Annotated in this window: 12 protein-coding genes; 4 read left to right on the top strand and 8 right to left on the bottom strand. The window is 63.3% G+C overall.

Features of this window, described 5'->3' with window-relative positions; all coding sequences use genetic code 11:
- Nucleotides 1-34 precede the first annotated feature (34 nt).
- Genes FKM97_RS08520 through FKM97_RS08490 form a run of 7 tightly spaced genes read right to left on the bottom strand, consistent with a single transcriptional unit; the run spans nucleotide 35 to nucleotide 7615 of the window.
- Nucleotides 35-904, bottom strand: coding sequence for a branched-chain amino acid ABC transporter permease (locus tag FKM97_RS08520; protein ID WP_144291976.1), 870 nt, complete (start codon nucleotides 902-904; stop codon nucleotides 35-37).
- A complete protein-coding gene (locus FKM97_RS08515) occupies nucleotides 904-2754 on the bottom strand; it encodes an AMP-dependent synthetase/ligase (protein ID WP_144291975.1) in 1851 nt (616 codons plus the stop codon). Before FKM97_RS08515 ends, FKM97_RS08520 begins: the two co-directional genes overlap by 1 nt.
- Entirely contained in the window at nucleotides 2751-3527 is a 777-nt protein-coding gene (locus FKM97_RS08510) for an ABC transporter ATP-binding protein (RefSeq protein ID WP_144291974.1), read from the bottom strand. Before FKM97_RS08510 ends, FKM97_RS08515 begins: the two co-directional genes overlap by 4 nt.
- Nucleotides 3524-4324 (bottom strand): ABC transporter ATP-binding protein, encoded by an 801-nt coding sequence (locus FKM97_RS08505; protein ID WP_144291973.1) that lies wholly within the window; start codon nucleotides 4322-4324, stop codon nucleotides 3524-3526. The genes FKM97_RS08510 and FKM97_RS08505 overlap by 4 nt, the downstream gene beginning before the upstream one ends.
- Nucleotides 4321-5010: a TetR/AcrR family transcriptional regulator gene (locus FKM97_RS08500; protein ID WP_144291972.1), complete on the bottom strand. Its 690-nt coding sequence runs from the start codon at nucleotides 5008-5010 to the stop codon at nucleotides 4321-4323. Before FKM97_RS08500 ends, FKM97_RS08505 begins: the two co-directional genes overlap by 4 nt.
- Nucleotides 5007-6851 (bottom strand): acyclic terpene utilization AtuA family protein, encoded by a 1845-nt coding sequence (locus tag FKM97_RS08495; RefSeq protein WP_205014829.1) that lies wholly within the window; start codon nucleotides 6849-6851, stop codon nucleotides 5007-5009. The genes FKM97_RS08500 and FKM97_RS08495 overlap by 4 nt, the downstream gene beginning before the upstream one ends.
- Complete coding sequence (locus FKM97_RS08490; protein WP_246104993.1) at nucleotides 6836-7615, bottom strand: enoyl-CoA hydratase-related protein; 780 nt, start codon at nucleotides 7613-7615, stop codon at nucleotides 6836-6838. Before FKM97_RS08490 ends, FKM97_RS08495 begins: the two co-directional genes overlap by 16 nt.
- 318 nt (nucleotides 7616-7933) lie before the next feature.
- Here FKM97_RS08490 and FKM97_RS08485 point away from each other — a divergent pair, with 318 nt between their 5' ends.
- Together FKM97_RS08485 and FKM97_RS08480 are read left to right on the top strand one after the other, a co-directional pair.
- Entirely contained in the window at nucleotides 7934-8773 is an 840-nt protein-coding gene (locus FKM97_RS08485; protein WP_144292170.1) for an SDR family oxidoreductase, read from the top strand.
- A 55-nt stretch (nucleotides 8774-8828) separates the two neighbouring features.
- Nucleotides 8829-9632: an enoyl-CoA hydratase/isomerase family protein gene (locus FKM97_RS08480; protein WP_144291970.1), complete on the top strand. Its 804-nt coding sequence runs from the start codon at nucleotides 8829-8831 to the stop codon at nucleotides 9630-9632.
- Between the two features lie 2 nt (nucleotides 9633-9634).
- On the opposite strand, the gene FKM97_RS08475 is transcribed toward FKM97_RS08480, so the two are convergent.
- Nucleotides 9635-10840, bottom strand: a complete 1206-nt coding sequence (locus FKM97_RS08475; RefSeq protein WP_144291969.1) for an acyl-CoA dehydrogenase family protein — start codon at nucleotides 10838-10840, stop codon at nucleotides 9635-9637.
- Nucleotides 10841-11072: 232 nt separating this feature from the next.
- On the opposite strand from FKM97_RS08475, the gene FKM97_RS08470 reads away from it, so the two are divergent.
- On the top strand, nucleotides 11073-11795 hold the full coding sequence (locus FKM97_RS08470; RefSeq protein WP_144291968.1) for a TetR/AcrR family transcriptional regulator: 723 nt from the start codon (nucleotides 11073-11075) through the stop codon (nucleotides 11793-11795).
- 372 nt (nucleotides 11796-12167) lie between these two features.
- Nucleotides 12168-21392, top strand: coding sequence for a type I polyketide synthase (locus tag FKM97_RS08465; RefSeq protein WP_144291967.1), 9225 nt, complete (start codon nucleotides 12168-12170; stop codon nucleotides 21390-21392).
- Nucleotides 21393-21442: the final 50 nt, after the last annotated feature.

The following is a 21442-nucleotide window of genomic DNA, read 5'->3' as shown; positions in this document are numbered from 1 at the left end:
GAATGCCCTGGGTTGGAGGGGGTGATCATCTGCTTCAGACCCTCTCGATTTCACGTTCGCCGAAGAGGCCGTAGGGCCTGATCATCAGCACGAGGACGATCACCACGAAGCCGGCGATCTCCCGCAGGCCCTGGCCCAGATAGCCTTGCGCCATGTTCTCGATGACGCCGATGACCAAGCCGCCGATGGCTGCGCCAATGACGCTGTCGAGGCCCCCCAGGATGACGGCCGGGAAGGATTTGAGGCCCTGGAACCAGAGATCCGGGCCCAGCTTGAAATTGGCGGCGAAAAGGATGCCGGCGACCGCTGCGATGGCGGAGGAGAGCGACCAGGCCAAAGCGTGGATCCGCGGCACGCCGATGCCCATGAGGAGGGCTGCCTTCTCATTGGCGGCGACGGCCCGCATGGCGATGCCGACGCGGCTGCGATTGAGAAAGGCCCAAGCCGCGAGGACGAGAACAGCCAAGGCTCCCAGCGCATAGAGCTGGGCCGGGTAGAAGGGCAGACTGCCCAGGTAAATGACGGTGGTCGGAAGGCCCGGGAATTCGAAGGGGTCCGGCCCCCAGATCATGATGGTGACCCCGCGGATGATGACGGCGAGGCCGATGGTCACCATGACGATGGCGAAGACCGGCTCGCCCAGCATCGGCCGGATGAAGATCCGCTCCAGCAGCAAGCCGATCACCATGGCGATGGGGATCGTGACCAGCAGCAGCGGGAAAAAGGACAATTCGAAGCTCGTGGCGATGGAGAAGGCGATATAGGCGGTCAGCATGACCAGCTCGCCCTGGGCGAAGTTCACCACGCCGGTGGCCTTGTAGATCAAGGCGAAACCCATGGCGATCATGCCATAGGCGGCCCCGGAGACGAGACCCGTCGCGACGAGGAGGACGAAGAATTCCATCAGGCCGCACTCCCGTAGATCACCACGATCTCCTCGCGGAACTTGCTCTCGATCACCCGGCGGCGGACTTTCATGGTGGCGGTCAGCTCTCCGTCGTCATGATCGAGCTCCTTGGTGAGGAGGACAAATTTGCGAATATTCTCCACGCGGGCAAAGCGGCCGTTGACCTTGTCCACCTCGGCGCGGACGAGGTCGAAGACCTCGGGGCGTTCGGCGAGGGAGCGATAAGTCGTATAAGCGAGATTGCGCGCCTGGGCCCATTGGCCCACGGTCTCGTAGTCGATCTGGATCAGGGCCGAGACGAAATGGCGGCCATCGCCGAGGAGGATCGCCTCGCGGATGTACAGGCTGTCCTTCAGGGCGTTCTCGATCAGAGAGGGCGTGATGTTCTTGCCGCCGGAGGTGATCAGAATGTCCTTCTTGCGGTCGACGACGCGCAACTCGCCATTGTCCTCGAATTCGACCACGTCGCCGGTATGGAGCCACCCGCCCTCCAGGGTCCGCGCCGTGTTCTCCGCGTCGAAGAGGTAGCCCTTGAAAACGGAGGCACCCCTCAGCAGGAGCTCGCCATCCTCGGCCGTCCTCTGCTCGAGGCCGTCGATGATCAGACCGGAGCAGCCCGCGCGGGCATAGCCCCTGCGCTGCATGTGGCTGACGCCGCCGGTCTCGGTCATGCCGTAGACCTGATAGACGGGAACGCCGATGATCCAGAAGAACAACAAAACTTTGGAAGAGACGGTGGCGCCGCCACAAAACCCGTTGCGCAGGCGGTTCAGCCCAACGAAGCGTTGCAGGCCGCGGTAACAGAGCCAGTACAGGGCCAGGAATTTCAAACGGTCCGCGGCGGATGCGAAGTCGCCGCCATTCTGCAGCCGACGCTCGGCAATCGGCCGGCCGGCCTTCATGCAGGCATCGAACACGCGGCGTTGAAACGCGGTGGCATCCTTCACGCGGAAGAGAATGCGCTGCTGCATCTTTTCCCAGATGCGGGGCACACCCAAGAAGCCCGACGGGGCGATCTCGCGAAGATTCTCGACGACCGTGTCGACGGATTCGGCAAAGTTGACGACGGCACCGGACAGGAGATGCATCAGCAACGAGAACGACCGTTCGGCCACGTGGCACAGGGGCAGATAGCAGACGACGGAATAGGTGTCGGCGGACAGGCCGGCCGCCTCGACGACGCGGGCGGCCGAGTGGATCATGTTGCGATGGGTGAGCATCGCGCCTTTGGGATTTCCCGTGGTGCCGGAGGTGTAGACGATGATGGCGACGTCGTCGGTCTTGCCTTGCGCAAGGAGGGCGTCGACCGCTGCGCCGTGCTCGGCTTCCGAGGCTTCACCCAGCTGCATGAGCTCATCGAAGGACATGAGGTCGGTGCGGTCATAATTCCGCAGCCCCTTCATGTCGACGCAGATGAGCTTCACCAGATCCGGAAGACCGTCTTCGTTGCGCCGGGCATCGATGACCTTGTCGGTCTGCTCCTGATCGCCGCAGATGACGAGGCGGGCCTTGGAATGGCGGAGGATGTATTGAAGCTCGGGCCAGGGATTGGTCGGATAGACCCCGAGGCCGGCGCCCCCCAGCATCTGGGCGGCCAGATCGGCATAGAACCACTCGGGCGTGTTCTCCGAGGCAATCGCCAGCCGGTCGCCGGGGCGGAAGCCGAGGGCATAGAGCCCCAAGGCGGTGAGGCGCACATTGCGATGATATTGCGTCCAGGTGGTGCGCTGCCAGATGCCGCGGACCTTCGCTCGCAGCGCCAGTGCCTGAGGATGCGCCTTGGCCCGGGCCGCCAGGATCTGGGGCAAGGTCAGGGTCTCGAGGGTCGACAAAGCGGGAGCGGTCATGCGGCGCTCCTGCGGCCGAGATAGGCGTCGATGACGGCCGGATCGGCGGAGACCTGTGCCGGGGTCCCATCGGCAATCTTGCTACCGTGGTTGACGACGCAGACATGATCGGAAATGTCCATGACGATGCCCATGTCATGCTCGACCATCAAGACGGTGAGCCCGAGCTCCTCCTTCAGGTCGAGGATCAGACGCGCGATGTCCTCGCGCTCTTCCTGGTTCATGCCGGACACCATCTCGTCGAGGAGGAGCAGGCGCGGCTGGATGGCCAGCGCGCGACCCAGCTCGACCCGCTTCTGGAGACCGTAGGAGAGGGTGCCGACGGGCTTGTCGCGCAGATCCTCGATCTCGAGGAATTCGATGATCTCCTCCACCCGCTCGCGCGCCCGGATCTCCTCGGCCCGCGCCCGGCCCCAGAAGATCGCCGCGGAGAAGGGATCGGTGCGGAGGTTTGAATGCATGCCGACCAGAAGATTGCTCACCACCGTCTCGTGCTTGAAGACGGCGAGGTTCTGAAAGGTGCGGGCAATGCCGAGCCGGGCGAGGGAATAGGTCGGTTTGTTTGTGATCTCGGCGCCGTCGAAGATGATCCGGCCCGAGGTCGGCCGGAAGACAGCGCTGATCAGATTGAAGACCGTGGTCTTGCCGGCGCCGTTGGGGCCGATGAGGGAGCAGATGGTGCCGGGCGCGACCGAGAAAGAGACGTCCGAGACGGCGCGCAGGCCGCCGAAGGTCTTGCACAGGTCGACCAGCTCGAGCAGAGGCGCGCTCATGACAGCCACCGTTTGCGGCGCTTGTAATGCTTGACGTCGCGCATGGACTTGCGCGTGCCGGCGGCGCCGAAGCCGAGGTAGAATTCCTGGACGTCGGCGTTCGAGCGCAGTCGTTCCGAGGGGCCGTCGAGAACAATGCGGCCATTCTCCATGATATAGCCGTAAGAGGCGACGTCGAGGGCCAGCTGGGCATTCTGCTCGACAAGCAGGACCGTCAGCCGGTGGTCCCGGTTGAGACGAATGATCGTCTCGAAGATGCCGTCGATGACCTGGGGGGCGAGGCCCAATGACGGCTCATCCAGCATCAGAATGCGGGGCTTGGCCATGAGCGCGCGGCCCACCGCCACCATCTGTTGCTCGCCGCCGGAGAGATAGCCGGCGATCTGCGTGCGGCGCTCCTTGACGCGCGGGAACAGGGCGTAGATCTGCTCCAAGGTCTCCGTATTCTCCGCGGGTTTGCGGATATAACCGCCCATCAGGAGGTTCTCTTCGACCGTCAGTGTGGGAAACAGAGCCCGCCCCTCCGGCACCTGCACCAGGCCGGCGCGGACGATCTCGTCGGCAGACCGCTTGGCGATGTCCTTTCCGAGAAACTCGATGGAGCCCCCGACGATCTCGCCTTCCTCGCGGTCCAGGATCCCTGAGATGGCCTTGAGCACGGTGGACTTGCCGGCCCCGTTGGATCCCAGGAGAGCGATGATGGCGCCCTCCGTCACCTCGAGGGACACGTCGCGCACCGCTTCGATCGCGCGGTCGTAGAAGACCTGAATATTGGTGAGGCTGAGGACGGTCGTCATCGCCGGGCCTCCTCGAGAGAGGTCGCCAGACGCTCAAGCCGGTCTGCCGTCCGGGCCAGCCGCGTCTCGGGGTCCTTCGCGGCAATGCCCCGCATGATCAGGCGGGTCAGTTGGTCCGCCGTGGTTTCCACATCGAGGGTGCCAACGCCGCAGACGAACTTCCAGGTGTGGTGTTCGATGGCGCCGTAGATCACGTCGCGGACCAGGGGGATCGAAAGGTCCGCATCGAGGTCGCCGGAGGCCACACCCTCGCGGAGGATCTCGACGATGAAATGGGTGTAGCGACGATTGAGGTCGAAGAGCGCGCTGTCGCCATAATCGCCGCTGGTGCGCACCTCGCGGAAGAACACTCTGCACAAAGCCGGATTGAGGGCGATGACGCTCAAATGGCGCCAGATCACATAACGAAGCCTGCTCTCGGTGCCGCGGATGCCGCCGAGCTGGTCTTCGTAGGAGGCCAGCATCGACTCGTACCAGCGCGTCAGCACGCGCAGCAGAAGGTCGCGCTTATTGTCGAAATATTTGTAGATCGTGCCTTCCACCACGCCGGCACTGGCCGCGATTTCGGACATGGATGCGTTGTCGTAGCCCTGCTCGCCGAAGACCGTGGTGGCGGCGGCGAGAATATCGCTTTCACGCCGCTCGCGCGGCAGGCGATTCACAATTCTGCGGGTGGCGGGACTCATGCGGCCTCCCGCGCGTATCGGGTTCCATGGAGGAGGCCGCCGGCCTGCAGCCAGTGCGCGGGCACCTCGATGGGACAATCCAAGAGCATCTGTGCGTAGGCCTTGCCCTGGGGATCGTGGCGGAGGGACGCGATGCCACCCCCGTCGAGGGCGCGATGCAGAAGGAAATTGAAGCCACCGAGGCCGGGGAGATCAAAACGCTCGACGGGTCCCCTCACGAGATGGGCGAAATAGGCGGCGACAACCTCAGGGGTCAGATGCGTGGAGATGACGGGCAGGAAGTCGGCGTGACGCGCGAGGATGCCGATATTGGCATCGTCTCCCTTGTCGCCACTGCGGCCATAGGCGAGAGCGATCAAGGGAACCGCGACCGTCGGCTGCGTCCCATCCGCAGGCGGCAGTGACGCGGGCGGTGTGGCGCGTGCCGCCTCTGACTTCGCCGGGAGATCGTCGCGGGCCGGGGGCAGGGCGACCGGCTCAGCCTCAAGGACATAGGCGGGACGGAGCAGGCTTTTATCGACAAGGCAGGAGAAGAGGCGGACGACGGGAGAGACCTTCGGGCGGCCTGCGGCGAAGCCCGTAATGCCCTGGGCCATGGCGGTGGCGCTGGGCAGGAATTCGCGCGAGAAGATCTCGCAGGGAGCCTTGTGGTCGTGATGAACGGCGAGCTTGAGGATCACTTCGCGTGCCGCCTCAGCCCGGGAGTGCGGACCGTAGGTTGCCTCCGCACCCAGAACCTCAATCGAGACGCGGCGGAAATCGCCAAAGCCCTTGGCCGTCATCAGCCGTCGGGTGCGCGCCAGGATCGCCGATGCGGTTCGCCGCGCTTTGGCTGCCGCATCGCGTCCGCCGATCATCAAGGTGCCGACGGCCTTGACGCCATCGGGCCAGGTGATGCTGGCCTTGTAGCTCGCGGTGGCCGGCAGGCCGCGGGCGCCGGTTACGGCCACACGATCGGGGCCGGCCTGCTCGAGGCGAACCTCAGACCAGTCGCAGACCACGTCGGGAAGAATGTAGCGTCGGGGATCGCCGATCTCATAGACGATCTGTTCGGCGATGGTGGTGGGTGTCACCTTGCCGCCCGTTCCGGAGGGTTTCGTCACGGTGAAGCTGCCGTCGGCGGCACATTCCACGACGGGCAGGCCCATATCCTCCCAGCCCTCAACATCCTCCCAATCGGTCGCGAGACCGCCGGTCGCCTGGGCGCCACACTCAATGATGTGACCGGCAAGGCTGCCCATGCTCAGGCGATCAAGGTCGGCCGGGGTCCAGCCGAAGCGATGAATCAAGGGGCCCAGGACCAAAGCGGAATCCGCGCAGCGGCCGGTGATGACGATGTCGGCCCCCGCGGTCAGGGCCGCAGCGATGGGGAAGGCGCCGAGATAGGCATTTGCACTCCAGGGCTCGCTCGGCAGGGGATCGCCGCTGAACATCTCCACCGTGTTCCGCTCACGCAGACTGTCCAGGATGCCGGTCAGGTCATCGCCGAGGATGGCTGCGATCCGGAGATTTACCCCCGCGGCCTCGAACTTCGCCGCGAGCGCATCGCGGCAGCCCAGCGGATTGACGCCGCCGGCATTGACGACGACTTTGATGCCCTGCGCTGCGAGGTCGGATCCGAGAGCACCGATCTGGCTGACGAAATCGGGCACGAAGCCGGCCTGTGGATCCTTGATGCGCGCCCGGGCGAGCAGCGACATGGTGATCTCGGCGAGGTAATCCACCACGAGGACGTCGATGGCGCGGGCACGGACGAGCTGCCCCGGTCCTTCGCTGGTATCGCCCCAGAAGCCGCCACCGCAGCCGATGCGCAGGATGTCGCCCATCAGCGGCCCGTCCATACCGGTTGCCGCTTCTCGCCGAAAGCGCGCATGCCCTCGCGGGCATCTTCGGTCCGGGCCATCATGGGCAGCATCAACTGGGCGTATTCAAAAGCCTGGCGCAGGCCCATGTCCTGCATGGCGTGGAAGCCCATCTTCCCCAGGCGAATGGCCGAGGGCGACCGCGCGACGATGCGGCCGAGATAAGCCTCGATGGCGCCGTCCAATTCCGCCGCAGGAACGATCTTGTTGACCAGGCCGGCTTCCAGGGCTTCCGCGGCGGTCAAAGGATCGCCCGTGATGCACAGTTCCATGAGCCGGCGGCGAGACAGCGTCCGCATCATGTAAGGGAGGATCATCATGGGAAAGAGCCCGATCTTCGATTCGGGCGTGCCGAATGTCGCCGTGTCGACGGCGACGGCGAGATCGCAGGCACAGAGCAGGCCAAGGCCGCCGGCGAGGGCATGTCCGTTGACGCGTGCAATGATGGGCAGGGTGCAGTCTTCGATGATTTTGAAGAGGTCGATCACGTAATTGCGCGGATCGGCGGGATCGACCGTGAAGGGCACGCCCTCCGCATTGGGATTGAGGTCACCGCCGGCACAAAACGCCTTGTCTCCGGCACCGGTCAGCACGATCGCCCGGACCTCCGGCATCGTCTGCGCCTGGACCACGCCGCCCGCAATCGCGCGGATGACCGCCTCGTTGATGGCATTGCGGCGCTCCGGACGATTGATCGTGATCCAGAGGGCGGCATCGCGGCGGTCGACAAGTACGGGATCCAAACTGAACTCCAGCCGAGTGTGATGCGGTTGATGAGTGATGTTCATCAATCGGGGATTCACTGAAAGAACGATGTCACTGCCCGGGACGGTCGCGGCGAGAGGGCTCGCCTGCACCAGGACAGGCCTTACAGTTTTGCGGTGATTTCCCTCATGTTTCCTCCAGGACCGGCCGGTTTCGGCTCTTCTCGTTTTCGCCTCACCACGTTGACTTGAGCAGGGTGATGCGATTAAGTGAGTGATCCTCATTAACGGCAAAGCGTCGATGAGTGTCAATCCAGAAAATGTCGGGACACAGCCCGGCGGAAGGTACGGGTGGAAATGACAGACGAGGCTGGCTACGGCTTCAGCGACGCGGACCTTGCGGCCTATGAGAGCGCATTCCGCAAAGACCTTTTCTGCGGATCAAGGGTTCTCGTCACGGGGGGCGGGTCCGGCCTGGGCAAGGCGACGGCCTGGCTTTTCGGCAAGCTGGGTGCGGAGGTCATCATCTCGGGTCGGCGGATCGAGCGACTGGACGAGGCCGCCGCGGTCATGCGCGCCCATGGGCTGACGGCCAGGGCCATCGGCGGCAATATCCGCAGCCCCGAGGATGTGGAGGCGCTCTTCGAGGCGGCCGGTGACCTCGACATCCTCATCAACAATGCCGGCGGGCAATTTCCCCAGGCCGCCATCGACTTCAGTCCCAAGGGCTGGAACGCGGTGATCGACACGAATCTGAACGGCACCTGGGCCATGATGCAGACGGCGGCCAAGCGCTGGCGGGAGACCGAGCGGGGCGGCACGATCGTCAACATCGTGACCGTGGTCGATCGCGGCATGCCCGGGGTGGCGCATACCTGCGCGGCACGGGCCGGGGTCATCGGCGTCACCCGGACGGTTGCCGTGGAATGGGCGCCGCTCAATATTCGCATCAATTGCATAGCGCCGGGGGCGATCATGACCGAGGGGATGACGGTCTATTCAGACGAGGCTCGGGAGAGCTACAAGCGGTCCAACCCCATGATGCGCTTTGGCGATGCCTTCGATATCGCGGAGGGCTGCGCCTATCTGGCGGGTCCCACGGGAAAGTTCATCACGGGAGAAGTGCTCGCCCTCGATGGCGGCGGAAGGCTGTGGGGCGAGTTCTGGGCGATCCCGAAACCCGATTACTTCAAGTGAAGCGTGATGAAGCAATGGGCGGGGGTCGAACCCCGCTTCCGAACAGGGGGACGACATGACCACAGATGGCTACGGACAGGCGCTCCAACTTGATTGGGTCGACGGCGACGTCGCCTGGGCGCGATTGATCCGGCCCAACGAACTGAACACGATCAGCCTGGAGGTCATCGAAGCGCTGGGCCGAGCGCTGGATGACGCTCAGGCCAAGAATGCGCGCGCCTTCGTCATCACCGGGGAGGGGCGGGCCTTCTGCGCCGGCGCCCAGCTCAAATATTTCACGGACAAGGCCTCGCCGATCGGGTCGACGCCGGTGGATTACCGCGACCGCTATGTGGGGCCGATCTGCCGCCTGTTCGACCGGCTGGAGGCGATGGCGTTCCCGACGATTGCGGCGATCAACGGCTATGCGCTGGGCGGCGGCTTCGAGCTCGCCTTGGCCTGCGACTTCAGGATCATGGCCTCGACGGCGCGGCTGGGCCTGCCCGAGGTGAAGGTCGGCATCATCCCCGCCGGGGGCGGGGTGCAAAAGCTGATGCGCTTCGTGGGGCGGGCGAGGGCGCTCGACATCGTGCTGACCGGGCGCAGCATCGAGGCAGAGGAGGCCGAGAGGCTCGGGCTCGTCACTGCGGTCGCAGCGCCCGAGCAGCTGGAAGGCGCGGTCGCCGCATTGATCGAACAATTGAAGGGCGGCGGTCCAAGAGCCATCGCCCAGGCAAAGCTCGCGGTCTATCGCTCCGAGGCGGTCGATCCGAGAAGTGCGCGCGACTTCGGCCTCGAGGCGATGACGGTGCTCATGTCGACGACCGATTTTGCCGAGGGCGTGAGCGCGTTCGTGGAGAAGCGCAAGCCGAACTGGTGAGCTCAGGCCTTCAGCAATTCGCCGGCAATGATGAGTTTTCGGACCTCGGTCGTGCCGGCGCCGATCTCCAAGAGCTTTGACGAGCGGTAGAGCCTGTTGATCTCGCTTTCCCAGATATAGCCGGACCCGCCATGGATCTGGACGGCGTCGGAGAGGACGCGGCCCATGGTTTCGGCCGCATACATCACCGAGGCCGCCGTCAGGGCGTGGATCTGGCCGCGGCCCCCGCCGCCGACCTCCAGCGCATTCGCCTCCGCCAAGACCCGATAGGTGAAGCTGCGCATGGTCTCGGTCCAGACATACATGTCCGCGATCTTGGCCTGGATCATCTGGAACTCGGCGATCGGCTTGCCGAACTGGGTCCTGGTCTTGGCGTAGTCGATGGAGAGTTCGAGCGCCCGCTCGCAGATCCCGAGGCAGATCGGCGAGATCATGGCGCGCTCGAGATCGAGGCCGCTCATGACGATGGAGACGCCGCGGTTCTCCGCGCCGACCATATTGACGGCGGGCACGCGGCAATTGTCGAAGACGAGCTCGGCGGTCTGGCTTCCCCGGAAGCCCATCTTGATCAGCTTCTGGGCGACGTGGAAACCGGGCATGTCCTTCTCCACGATGAAGGCGGAAATGCCTCTCGGGCCAAGCTCGGGATCAGTCTTCGCATAGACCAGGAGAATGTCGGCGACAGGGCCGTTGGTGATGTAGATCTTCGTGCCGTTGAGCACATAGTCATCGCCGTCACGACGCGCCGTCGTGCGCATGGAGCCGAGCGCATCGGAGCCTGCACCGGGCTCGGTGAGCGCCAGCGCTCCAATCGAGGTGCCGTCACAGAGTGCGGGTAAATATTTGCGGCGCAGCGGCTCCCCGGCATTGCGGAAAATGTTGTTCAGGCAGAGGTTCTCATGGGCCACCCAGGCCAGGCCCAAGGCGTGATTCCATCGCGAAAAGGCCTGCAGGATCAGGCCGCTGGTGAAAAGATCGGCGCCGGAGCCGCCATATTCGGGATCGACGGTAATGCCGAAGAAGCCTGCCTTGCCGATTTCCGGAAAGATCTGTTCCGGCCACCACTCGTCCCTGTCCATCCGCTCGGCCAAGGGATGGAGCTCGTTGCGGGCAAACCGGTCGGCGGCGTCGAGAATTTCCTGATGATCAGGGCCCAGATCAAACATGGTCGTGCTATTCGGCAGGGCGGCCCCGTTCGACAGGTGCATGGCAATCTCCCAGAACTGCACCCGTCTCAGGCGGGTGTCTCATGGCAGATTAATGAGCTAAGTTCATTATGTCTACAAGACACTGCTGTAACGTTCTTTCTGATCCCGGTCGAGGCCGCTGGGAGCTCTGTTCCAGCGTTCTCTCGACCTTGAGGCACGGCGTGATTATAGTGGGCCATGAATTCGCCGCAGGCGGTCATGGGCGAAGAAAAGCGGGTATGAGTAAACGTTGATGAGCGAAGTTTTTCAGAGACGGCAGATTTTCAGGCTCTCACGGGAGCGGCGGGTCGCGGACATCATGGAAGCGGCGAAAGCCGTCTTTCTGGAGAAAGGCTATGATGCAGCGTTGATCTCGGAAATCGCCGCCCGCGCCGACGTCGTGGAGGGCACGATCTACCGGTATTTCGAGAACAAGCGCGACTTGATGATCAAGGTGGTCGAACGCTGGTATGACGAGATGCTGTCGGATTTCGACGAGCAGCTCCAGGGCATCCGCGGAACCTGGAACCGGTTGCGGTTCATGATCTGGAAGCATCTCGCGACGATCGAGAGAGAACCGGCGCTCTGCCGTCTCGTCTTCCAAGAATTGCGGCCGGGTCCGGAATATCGAACCACCTCCGTGTTCGAGCTCAATCAGGAATATACAAAACGCACATTGGAGATCGTCGAACAGGCCATGACGAGCGGGGAGTTCCGAAAGGATGTTCCGCTGCGCATCGTGCGCGACATGATCTTCGGCTGCGTCGAACACCATACCTGGGGATTGATCAGGGGACATGGCCGCGTCGATATCGACAGGGCTGCCGACGTCATCGCGGAGATGATCTATCGCGGACTGGCCGCCGTCCCCGCTCTTCCGGAGAACCCAAGCGCGCAATTGGCCGAACGTCTGGACCATATCGCCACCCGGCTCGAACAGCTGGCGACGGCGCAGGACACCACAGCGCGACGCTGACGCGCGGGTAAAAAAATTTCTTTTTATTTCCCAGGAGTGTGGTCGGGGCCCTTCAGACGATCCCCCCAGCAGACATCTATATCCATTCGTTGGGCAGATGATTAAATTTTAGACAAAGAATAGCCGGTCGAGGATGCTGGTATCGGCGAAGCATTTGTCGGATTTGCAGGCGCCGTTGCACATTTGTTGCAAAACCATGACTTAAAAACAGATCGGGGCTCGCATATCCGACATGGTGGTCGCGCCAGAGATTGTGACCTTTTCGCGTCTCTGAGCCGCAATATTAATCTCGACACTGAATCGATTCGCTAATTATCCGTCTGAGCGATAGCATCTCGCAGTAGGGGCTGAATAACGCCGGGGCAGGGGCGAATGAACAAATTTGAACAACTCGATCAGCAGCTTACACTGTCAAATATTTACGCTGAGACCATTCCAGTTGCTGTCGTAGGCGTTGGTATTCGGTTCCCTGGCGGTGTGAACAGCGGATCTGCTTATTGGTCATTTCTTCGGGACAAGAAGAGCGGCATCGTCGAGGTGCCCGAAGAGAGATGGAATCTCGACGCCTTCTATGATGCCGATCCCGATGCCATCGGAAAAACACGATCGCGCTGGGGCGGATTTCTCGAGGACGTCTTCAGTTTCGACCCAACATTCTTCGATTTGTCGCCGCGCGAGACTGCCGCGATGGACCCGCAGCAACGTCTGCTGCTCCAGGTCGCCTACGAAGCCATGCAGGACGGCGGCACGACCATGCGAGAGGCCCAGCGCCTGCGCACGGGTGTCTTCGTCGGAATTTCCACCACGGATTTCAGTTACAGCCAAAAGTACCGGCGCAACCATTCGGACATCTTCGCCGGCACCGGCGCTGCCATGTCGATTGCGGCGAACAGGATCTCGCATCGCTTCGACCTTTCCGGGCCGAGCATGGCCATCGACACGGCCTGTTCGTCCGCTCTGGTGGCGGTCGACCAAGCGGTGCGCCATCTGAGCATGGGGACCTGCGACATGGCCCTGGCCGGTGGTGTCAACTGCATGCTCGACCCCGGCGTCTTCATCGCCTTCACCAAGGCCAACATGCTCTCGCTGACGGGTGAGATCTACACCTTCGACGAGCGCGCCAACGGCTTCGTCCGGGGCGAGGGATGCGGGCTGGTTCTCCTGAAGCCTCTCACCAAGGCCGTCGCGGACCAGGACCGCATCTATGGCGTGATCCGTGGCACCTGCGTCAACCAGGATGGCAGGACGCCGACGCTCACCGCCCCCAGCCGCGAGGCACAGACGGCCATGCTGGCCAATCTCGTGGACGTCACGGGCACGGATCCGCGCGATGTCGGATATCTCGAAGCCCATGGCACGGGCACACCCGTCGGCGATCCGATCGAGGCCCATTCCATCGGCAACGTCTTCGGCAGAGACCGCACCGACACACCGATCCTCGTGGGCTCGGTCAAGCCCAATATCGGACATCTGGAATCCGCCTCAGGGGTCGCCAGCCTGGTCAAGGTTCTCCTGTCGATCCGCAATGGGATGGTCCTCCCGAACCGCAATTTCGAACGGCCCAATCCCCACATACCCTTCGACGCGCTCGGCATCGCGGTCCCCCAAGAGCTGCAACCCTTTCCAGAAGCGCGCGGATCCCGTCTTGCCGCCATCAACTCATTCGGCTTCGGCGGCACCAATGCGTCCGTGATGATCGAGAGCTGGAGCGGGTCATCCGCACCGCTGAGATCGCTGTCGCCGGTTGCGCTCGATTCCAACCCGTGGCCGGTCATGATGCCGGTGTCGGCGTCCTCGAAGGCCATGTTGTCGACATGGGCGTTCGATCTGGCAGCGGCGATCGAGAGCGGCGAACTGGCCGATGAGCCGGTTTCACACATCGTGGAAGAAATGGCGCGCAACCGCGATCACCTCGCAGAGCGCGCGGTGGTCATCACCCGCGACGACCGGGCGAGCTTGTGCGAGGGGCTGACAGCGCTGGCCCGCGGAGGCGATTCGATCGCCGCCGTTGCCGCGACGGGCACGACGATCATCACCGGCCATGCACAGAAGGCACGTCGCCTTGCCCTGGCGTTTTCGGGGCAGGGCGGGCAATGGTGGGCCATGAGCCGGGCGCTCCTCAAGAGCGAGCCCAGCTACCGTGACAGCGTCGAGGAATTCGACGCCGTATTGCGGCCGATCGCCGGCTGGTCGGTCGTCGAAGAGATGCTGCGCGACGAGGACAAGACGCGCATCAACGACGCCGATGTGACGCAAGGCTCGATCTTCGCCAACCAGATCTCGCTGACCAAGATGTGGATGGCGAGAGGCCTGACGCCGGAACTGATCGTCGGACACAGCTTCGGCGAGGTCGCAACCTCCTATATCACCGGCGCCATCTCCATGGAGACCGCAGCACGCATCATCTGCGCGCGCGGACAGATTCCCCATAACAGCAGTCGCCGCGGTGCGATGGCGGTCATCGGCCTTACTCTCGAGCAGCTGGAGCCGCTCATGCCGGCCGACGGCTCCGCGGTCATCGGTGCTTATAATGGGCCTGCAGCGCAGACGATCACGGGCATGGAGCCCAGCGTCGTGGCGGTGCTGGCGGAGGTCAACCGGCTGTTTCCGGATGCCCTCGCGCGCCGGCTGACGATGGATTTCGGCTGGCACAGCGAACATCTGGATGATTGCGAAGCCGAGTTCCGCAAGGCTCTCGGTCCCGTCGAATGGACGACGCCGTCGCTGCCGGTGGTATCAACGGTGACCGGCTTGCTCCATACCAAATTCGACCTCGACTATTGGTGGCGCAATCTCCGGGAACCCGTCGCCTTCAAGAAGGCGATCGACTTCTGCCTCGATCTTGGCATCGACAGCTTTCTGGAGATCGGCCCGCACCACACGCTGACGCCGTTGATCCGGGGCATCGCTCAAGACCGAGGGAAGAGCGTCGCGGCGATCGGAACGCTGATGCGCGGCGATGACGACTTCCTGTCGATCAGCAAGGCTGCCGCCAATCTTCATGTCGCCGGCGTGCCGATCGACTGGAAGGTCTTCACGTCAGGCACGCTGCGCGAGCGGGCGCCATTTCCGGCACATCCCTGGGCCAAGGAAAAGTTCAACCATCTGCCCTTGGAATCCCGCCAAGTCCTCTTTGCCGTCAGCGGGCACCCCTTGCTGGGCCAGCGGGAGATGGGACCGGAGCCGTCCTGGTCCAACGAAATCTGTCTCAAGAGCCACAAATATCTCAATGATCATCGGGTCAGCGGCGACTGCCTGTTTCCTGCCGCTGGATATGTCGAGATCATGGTTGCGGCCCTGCGCGAACTGCATGGGGCCGGTTCGGTCGAGCTGCGGGACGTCCGCTTCCTGGAAGCGCTCTCCATCGGGGTGGACGATGCGATACTGCTCCGCACCAGCATCGATCCGATCAACAGCCGGATCAAGATCTACAGCCAATTGCGGGATTCCGAGGAAGGTTGGCGACTGAGGTCGGAAGCCTATGGCTGGCGCCATGACTTCACTCTGCGGCCATCGACGATCGACTTCGGGGTGATGGCGGCCGATCCAGCGATTTCGCGCGGCGAGTTCTACCAGCTGACGGGCCGCCATAGCCTGGATTACGGCCCGACCTTCAGGAATATCGACAAGCTGTGGGTGGTGAATGACACGACGGCGCTGGCCCATATGGATATGGGAGACGTGCCGGCAAAGGGGTTCATCGCGTTCCCGGGACTCCTCGATAGCGTCCTGCAGTCCGGCATTGCCATCAACGACATGGACACGGGCGTGTGGCGTCCAGGGGAGCCCCTGGACGAACTCGTCGAGAATGACGATCGCTACAAACTAAAACTCCCGATCGGGGCCCGAAAGATCCTCGTGATGGATGTTCTGCCGACCGAGATCGTGACCACGTTCACGGCGGATCGGAAGGATTTCGCGGGCGAGTATCGCGTGTTCGGGAGCGACGGGACCCCTTATCTCGCCATTGAAGGCTTCACCACCAAGGCGCTGGGCAGTTCGCAGCGGGCTTCAGGAAGCCAATCAAGCGCGACGTTCTACGAGGAAGTCTTCGAGCCCGTCGAAGGGGGCGTGGATCGCCTCAAGGGCAGCCTGCCGTCCGACATCGCAGCGCGATGGCTCGTCATCGCCGACGAAGATCCTGAATTCACTTCACTCGTGGAGGGATTGACGGAGCGCGGCGTCGCGGTGGAGCGGATGGGAAGCGAAGCCTTCGCCAGCATGAACACCCCGGCGGTGACCAAGGCCATCGAAACGCACCAAGCGATGGCCGGCGGCCTGTCGGGTATCCTCTTTGCGGTCGGAGCCACATCGCATTTCGGCTCCGAAGAGACCATCGAGACGGCGCAGCTTCTCGCCCCTCTCGAAAAAGCGACAATCGGGCTCGTGACGCTTGGGCAGGCCCTTGACCGGTTGAGGGCTGCACCGTCGCGGCCCAAGGTCGTCGTCATGACCAGAAATGCTCAACGCGTCCCCGTGGACGGGCCCATGCGCCTCGATGGGGTCGTCAGCAGTGCGCTTGTCGGCCTGACCCGCACCCTCATCAACGAGTGCCCCGAATTCGTCATCAAACAGATCGATGTCGACCAGGAGGCGCTCCAGCAGGGAGCCTCCATCGCCGACCTCGTGCTGGGCGCCAGCCCGGAGATCGAAGTCGTGCTGCGGGGGGATCAGGACTTTGTCGGTCGGGTGGAGCGCCGCGATCCCACCGCACTTGCTCCCGCCAAGCGCGTCATCGACACATCGTCGGATGATTCGAACTATGTGGTGACCATGTCGGCACCGGGCGTGATCGACAACATCGTGATCCGCGAAGCCGCCATGCCGGAGCCGAAAGCGGACGAGGTCATCGTCTCCATCGCAGCGGTCGGATTGAATTTCCGCGACGTGATGGCCGCAACCAGCATCCTGCCCGATGAAACCGACGGGGAGGACGCCTGGTGGCGAAATCTCGGCCTTGAATTCGCCGGAACCGTCCGGGCGATCGGACATGAGGTCGAAGGCGTTGCTATCGGCGACCGGGTCATGGGCATGGGGAAGGGTCTCATGCGCCGCTACGCTGCGGTGCCGGCTTCAGCGCTGATGCCGGTTCCCGACGGGGTCGACCTCGTCGCCGCCGCCACCATGCCGGTCGGCCTGATGACGGCGCATTACGCTCTCGACTGGATCGGCCGGCTGAAGAAGGGCGAAAAGGTCCTGATCCATCTCGCGACCGGCGGCGTCGGCCTGGCCGCGATCCAGGTGGCTCGCGATCTGGGAGCGGAGATCCTTGCGACCGCAGGCAGCGATCACAAGCGCAGATATCTGCATGATCTCGGCATTGAGCACGTCATGAATTCCAGAACTCTGGAATTTTCGGGCGAGATCCGCACAATCACGAAAGGCCGCGGCGTCGACGTGGTGCTTAACGCCTTGTCCGGGACCGGCATCGACAAGGGGCTGGAATGCCTGGCGCCCTTCGGCCGCTTCGTCGAGATCGGCAAGCGCGACCTGGCCCAGGACAAGCCCGTCGGGCTGAAGTCGCTCTATTACAACAACTCCTATTCGGTGGTGGATCTCTCCACCCTGGGCGGAGAGAGACCCGATCTGTTGCGCAAACTGCTCGATGAGATCTCGGTCAAAGCTCTGGATGGGACGTACAAGCCCATCGCTTCGACCATCTTCCCGGCGTCCAAGGCGGCGGAAGCGATGAGCCTTCTGTCGAAGGCCCAGCATATCGGAAAGGTGGTCGTCTCCTTCGACGAAAGTGCGGTGGAGGTCGAACTCGACTTGACCAAGCCCTTCGCGCTTTCCGCTGACGCCAGCTATCTGGTGACGGGCGGCCTGCGCGGTTTCGGTGTCTCGGTTGCCGAGTGGATGAGCCTGTGCGGGGCCGGCCGGCTGCTGCTTGCGGGCCGCAACGGCCACATTGCAGAAGACGTGCAGCCTGCGATCGATGCCATGCGTGCCAGGGGGACCGAGGTGGTGCCGCTCTCGCTGGATGTCACAGACCCCGTGGCCGTGGCCGCCCTGGTAGCCGAACACGGACATTCGGACAAGCCGCTGCGGGGCATCATCCATGGTGCCGCGGTGATCGAAGACGGCTTCCTGCCGCAGCTCGACCGGGGACAGATCGAACGCGTCATCCGGCCGAAGGTGGCGGGAGCATGGAACCTGCACCGCGCGGTCATCGACGAGGGCCTCACGCTGGATTTCTTCACCAGCTTCTCCTCGGTGGCGCAGGTGATCGGCTCCTCGGGGCAGGGCAACTACACGGCGGCCAATTCCGTGTTGAATGCCATCGCCGGATTCCAACGCAGCCGTGGTCTTCCAGGGGTGTCAGTGGCCTGGGGCGCCATCGGCGGAAGCGGCTTCGTCTCGCGGTCGGAAGCCCTCACGAATTATCTCGACAGCACCGGCATCAAATCCATCCCCGATACGCTCGCTGCGGCCTCCCTCGGATATGCGCTGCGCAATGCCAACGAACTGCTGATGTATGCCGGCGTCGATTGGGCGATGGTCGCCCGTACGGTTCCGAGCGCACCGGCGAACCCGCGCATGAAATCGCTGTTTGCGCGGCGGGTCGCCGGCAATTCGCGGCTCCAGGCAGAGCTGGTGACATCGCCGCGCAGTGCCTGGGATGCCCTCCTGTCCGATCTCATCCGGACAGAAGTGGCCAAGGTGCTCAAGGTTAAGCCGTCGGAGATTCCCTCCGACCGGAAGCTCAGCGAGTTGGGGCTCGACAGCCTGTCCTCCTTCGAACTGAAGAACCGGATCGAGGCCCAGATCGACATCAATATTCCGGTGGCAAAATTCCTGCAGACACCCACCGTGGCGGGTCTGTCGGTGGTCGTCGCCAATGCGTTCGAGGCTGTGCTCGCCTCTCGTGCGGCAGCGGAGGCACGGAAAAACTCCGAAAGCACAATGGCGGGTGCCGATCGCGCCAGCTTGAGACCGCTGGCGCGCCAGCTGCTCGAACTCGGCCGACCCTCGGCACCCATGACGTCGCCCCTTGCCGCGGCAGAGATCAGACATGCCGAACTCACGGTGGACCAGCCCCATGAGGCGTTGAGTGCGGCGCTGGCCAAGATGGGGCTGCTGCATGATGCCATCGCGCTGCACGGCCGGCGGCAAGCGGATGGCACCTTGGTGCTTGAACTCGGTGATGTTCCTGGATTGGAGGCCATCGCCTCAATGGAGGAGCTCGCCGATCCGGGGCAGGAAGGGCCCTTGTGGCGCTTCGGCCTTCGACGGGACGAGAATGATCACGGCGTGCTAATCGCCAAGGCGCATCGTGCCGCCGCCGATGCCGTGTCGCCATTGCTTGCCCTTCGCGCGATCGTCGCCGCGGCAATGGAAGAGACTGTCGAACCGCCCGTGTCGAGCTTCAGCGACCTCGTCACCTCCAGCCGGGGTGCGGAGGGCAGCCCGGAGATGATCCGGCATCAGTCGTTCTGGACCGCAATCCTGGAGGATGCACCCCCTCTTCTCATCATGCCACATCGGGCCCGGGCGGCGGCTCCTGCAGGTCTCGGACAGAACCGGGGTCCTGTGGGGATCGCGACGGTCTCGTTGGACATCCCGGGTCTGTCAGAGCTTGCGGCCGCCGGTCAGGAGGCGTTGTTCGTCTCAGCCTTTGCCCGCAGCCTGTCTCAGGCTCTCAATGCCCCCTCCATCGTCATCGAGCGGCATGATCCCTCTCGCCGGGCACTGGCCCCCGGCGTCATCGGTCCGGTTGCGGACAGCGTCCCGGTGCTGCTGCATAATCTCGGCGACGGTCCTGCGGAGACTTTGCGCCGGGCTCGGCATGCTCTCGATGTGGCCTTGCGCCATCGGCTATACGATACCGCAGAGATCGAAGCGGCCCTGGAGAGCTTCCTGCGCGCCGGGAATATCCATCTGAGACAGGTGGGTTTTGCCCTGTTGGATCCGACGGGTCTCAGCAGCACTGCGGAACCGTTTGACATCGTCCATCAGCTCAGTGAGCCGTCCAACGAAGTTCGACTTGATGTGGTCGCGACAGGGGAGGTCGCTCATCTCGCCCTTTCCGTCGATTCAGACGTGGTCGATCGAGCCTTCGCCGAGAGCCTTCTGCAACGGATGGCTGCGGAACTGTCCCTGCTGCTCGATGGAGCTTCGCTGAAGGCTATTGGACCGGTCGGCTGGGTCGATCCCGTGTCGTCGCGCGTTCCCGCTGCTGCGCCAGTGCCAGCCAGTGGTCCACGGGACATGGCTGCATCGCCCGCCAAAGCACGTGAAATCAGGCTGTCTACGAAGCAGGTCTGGCTGCTTCGCAGTCTGCAGTCCGCGCATGTCAGCAAATCCTATGATCTGTTCTGGTGCATCAGCCGCGCCATCCGTGTGCGACCGAGTATCGATATCTCGCGCCTTGGCCGCGCCTACCAAACCGTGGTGGAACGCCATGAGGCTTTGCGGACGCGCTTCGAGATGGCGGGTGATCAGTTCCGCGCCTTTGTGGAGGCTGGACCGCGCTCCCCGATGATCGTCGAAGATCTCGGTGATGCCGATGATGCGGCTTTGATGCGGCGTCTCGATCAGCTCGGAGAGGAGACCATCGATCCCCTGGCGGATCCTCTTTTCCAGTTGCGCGTTCTCCGGAGCGCCGATTCCGACGTCATCCACATCAATGCCCACCACACGATCGTCGATGGCTGGTCCCTCGGTCTCATAGTCGAGGAGATGCTGTCGGCCTTCATCGGCATGTCCCTGCCGCCGGTCGAGATCGGAATCGAGGAGGCGCTCCCCCTGTTCGACAAGGCAACGACTCCTGCGGGTCTTGCCGCTGCCGAGGCTTATCTGCGCCAGCTCTATCGAGAGCCCCTGCCACCCCTGCCGAAGATCGGGCGAACAGCGCGCGGCCTGCCGTCGAACCGCCGCTTGGTGGAGAGCGGCTATGCCGGAGAATTCGTTGCGGCAACCACCCCGGCAGGCCGGCAGCGGCTTCAGGACAGGGTGCGTTCCTCAGGCATCACGGAAAGCGCCTTGCTGATCGCATCGGTCGCTCAGGCCATCGCACACAAGGCCCAGGTCGCAGAAGTCATCATGTCCGTGCCGACCGCCATGCGGACCGATCGGCGGATGACGAATTTCGTGGGCTACGTGGCCGATCTGGCCCTGTTGCGAGCGGATACACAAAAATTTGCGTCCGTGGACGCGTTGGCTGTCGACCTCAAAAATCAGCTCGACGCCGCGATGGAGGTGATGTCCTTCCACAGCCTCATGCAAGGGCCCTTCGCAGAGGAGATTTTCGCTGCGGGCTCCTATATGGCACGCTTCAATGCCGGCATGCAGACCGCGGAGAAATGGGCGACAGGCGCGTCCAGCTCCCCGCTGCAACGGCTCGGAGGCACAGATGAAATCGACTTCGGTATTGTGAAGGTCTCCAGTATCGGGCCAACCCAGATCCGGTCTCACACCATGTATGAGCTGGATGTCCGCAGCTTCCAAGGAGCCGACGGGTTGAGCTATCGCCTGGGCTATGACAGCGTCTCCTTTTCACCAGCCGAAGCTCTGGAGATCTTTGAGGATGTTCTCGATCGCATGAACCTGACGGGTGACGCTATCAAACCCATCGTTGCGACGAGCGAGCCGACCTAGGGATGGCAATCTCTACGGGGGCACTGCGACAGCATCAACGGCGACTGAGG

It is taken from the genome of Rhodoligotrophos appendicifer, assembly GCF_007474605.1.
Classification (GTDB): Bacteria; Pseudomonadota; Alphaproteobacteria; order Rhizobiales; family Im1; genus Rhodoligotrophos; species Rhodoligotrophos appendicifer.
The sequence above is the reverse complement of the archived record's forward strand: the minus strand, read 5'-3'. Positions and strand labels throughout refer to the sequence as shown.

Coding starts and splice junctions, on each gene's coding strand:
- FKM97_RS08505 (WP_144291973.1), bottom strand. CDS start 4,324: ATGACGACCGTCCTCAGCCTCACCAATATTCAGGTCTTCTACGACCGC.
- FKM97_RS08470 (WP_144291968.1), top strand. CDS start 11,073: ATGAGCGAAGTTTTTCAGAGACGGCAGATTTTCAGGCTCTCACGGGAG.
- FKM97_RS08475 (WP_144291969.1), bottom strand. CDS start 10,840: ATGCACCTGTCGAACGGGGCCGCCCTGCCGAATAGCACGACCATGTTT.
- FKM97_RS08520 (WP_144291976.1), bottom strand. CDS start 904: ATGGAATTCTTCGTCCTCCTCGTCGCGACGGGTCTCGTCTCCGGGGCC.
- FKM97_RS08495 (WP_205014829.1), bottom strand. CDS start 6,851: ATGGACGGGCCGCTGATGGGCGACATCCTGCGCATCGGCTGCGGTGGC.
- FKM97_RS08465 (WP_144291967.1), top strand. CDS start 12,168: ATGAACAAATTTGAACAACTCGATCAGCAGCTTACACTGTCAAATATT.
- FKM97_RS08500 (WP_144291972.1), bottom strand. CDS start 5,010: ATGAGTCCCGCCACCCGCAGAATTGTGAATCGCCTGCCGCGCGAGCGG.
- FKM97_RS08515 (WP_144291975.1), bottom strand. CDS start 2,754: ATGACCGCTCCCGCTTTGTCGACCCTCGAGACCCTGACCTTGCCCCAG.
- FKM97_RS08485 (WP_144292170.1), top strand. CDS start 7,934: ATGACAGACGAGGCTGGCTACGGCTTCAGCGACGCGGACCTTGCGGCC.
- FKM97_RS08510 (WP_144291974.1), bottom strand. CDS start 3,527: ATGAGCGCGCCTCTGCTCGAGCTGGTCGACCTGTGCAAGACCTTCGGC.
- FKM97_RS08480 (WP_144291970.1), top strand. CDS start 8,829: ATGACCACAGATGGCTACGGACAGGCGCTCCAACTTGATTGGGTCGAC.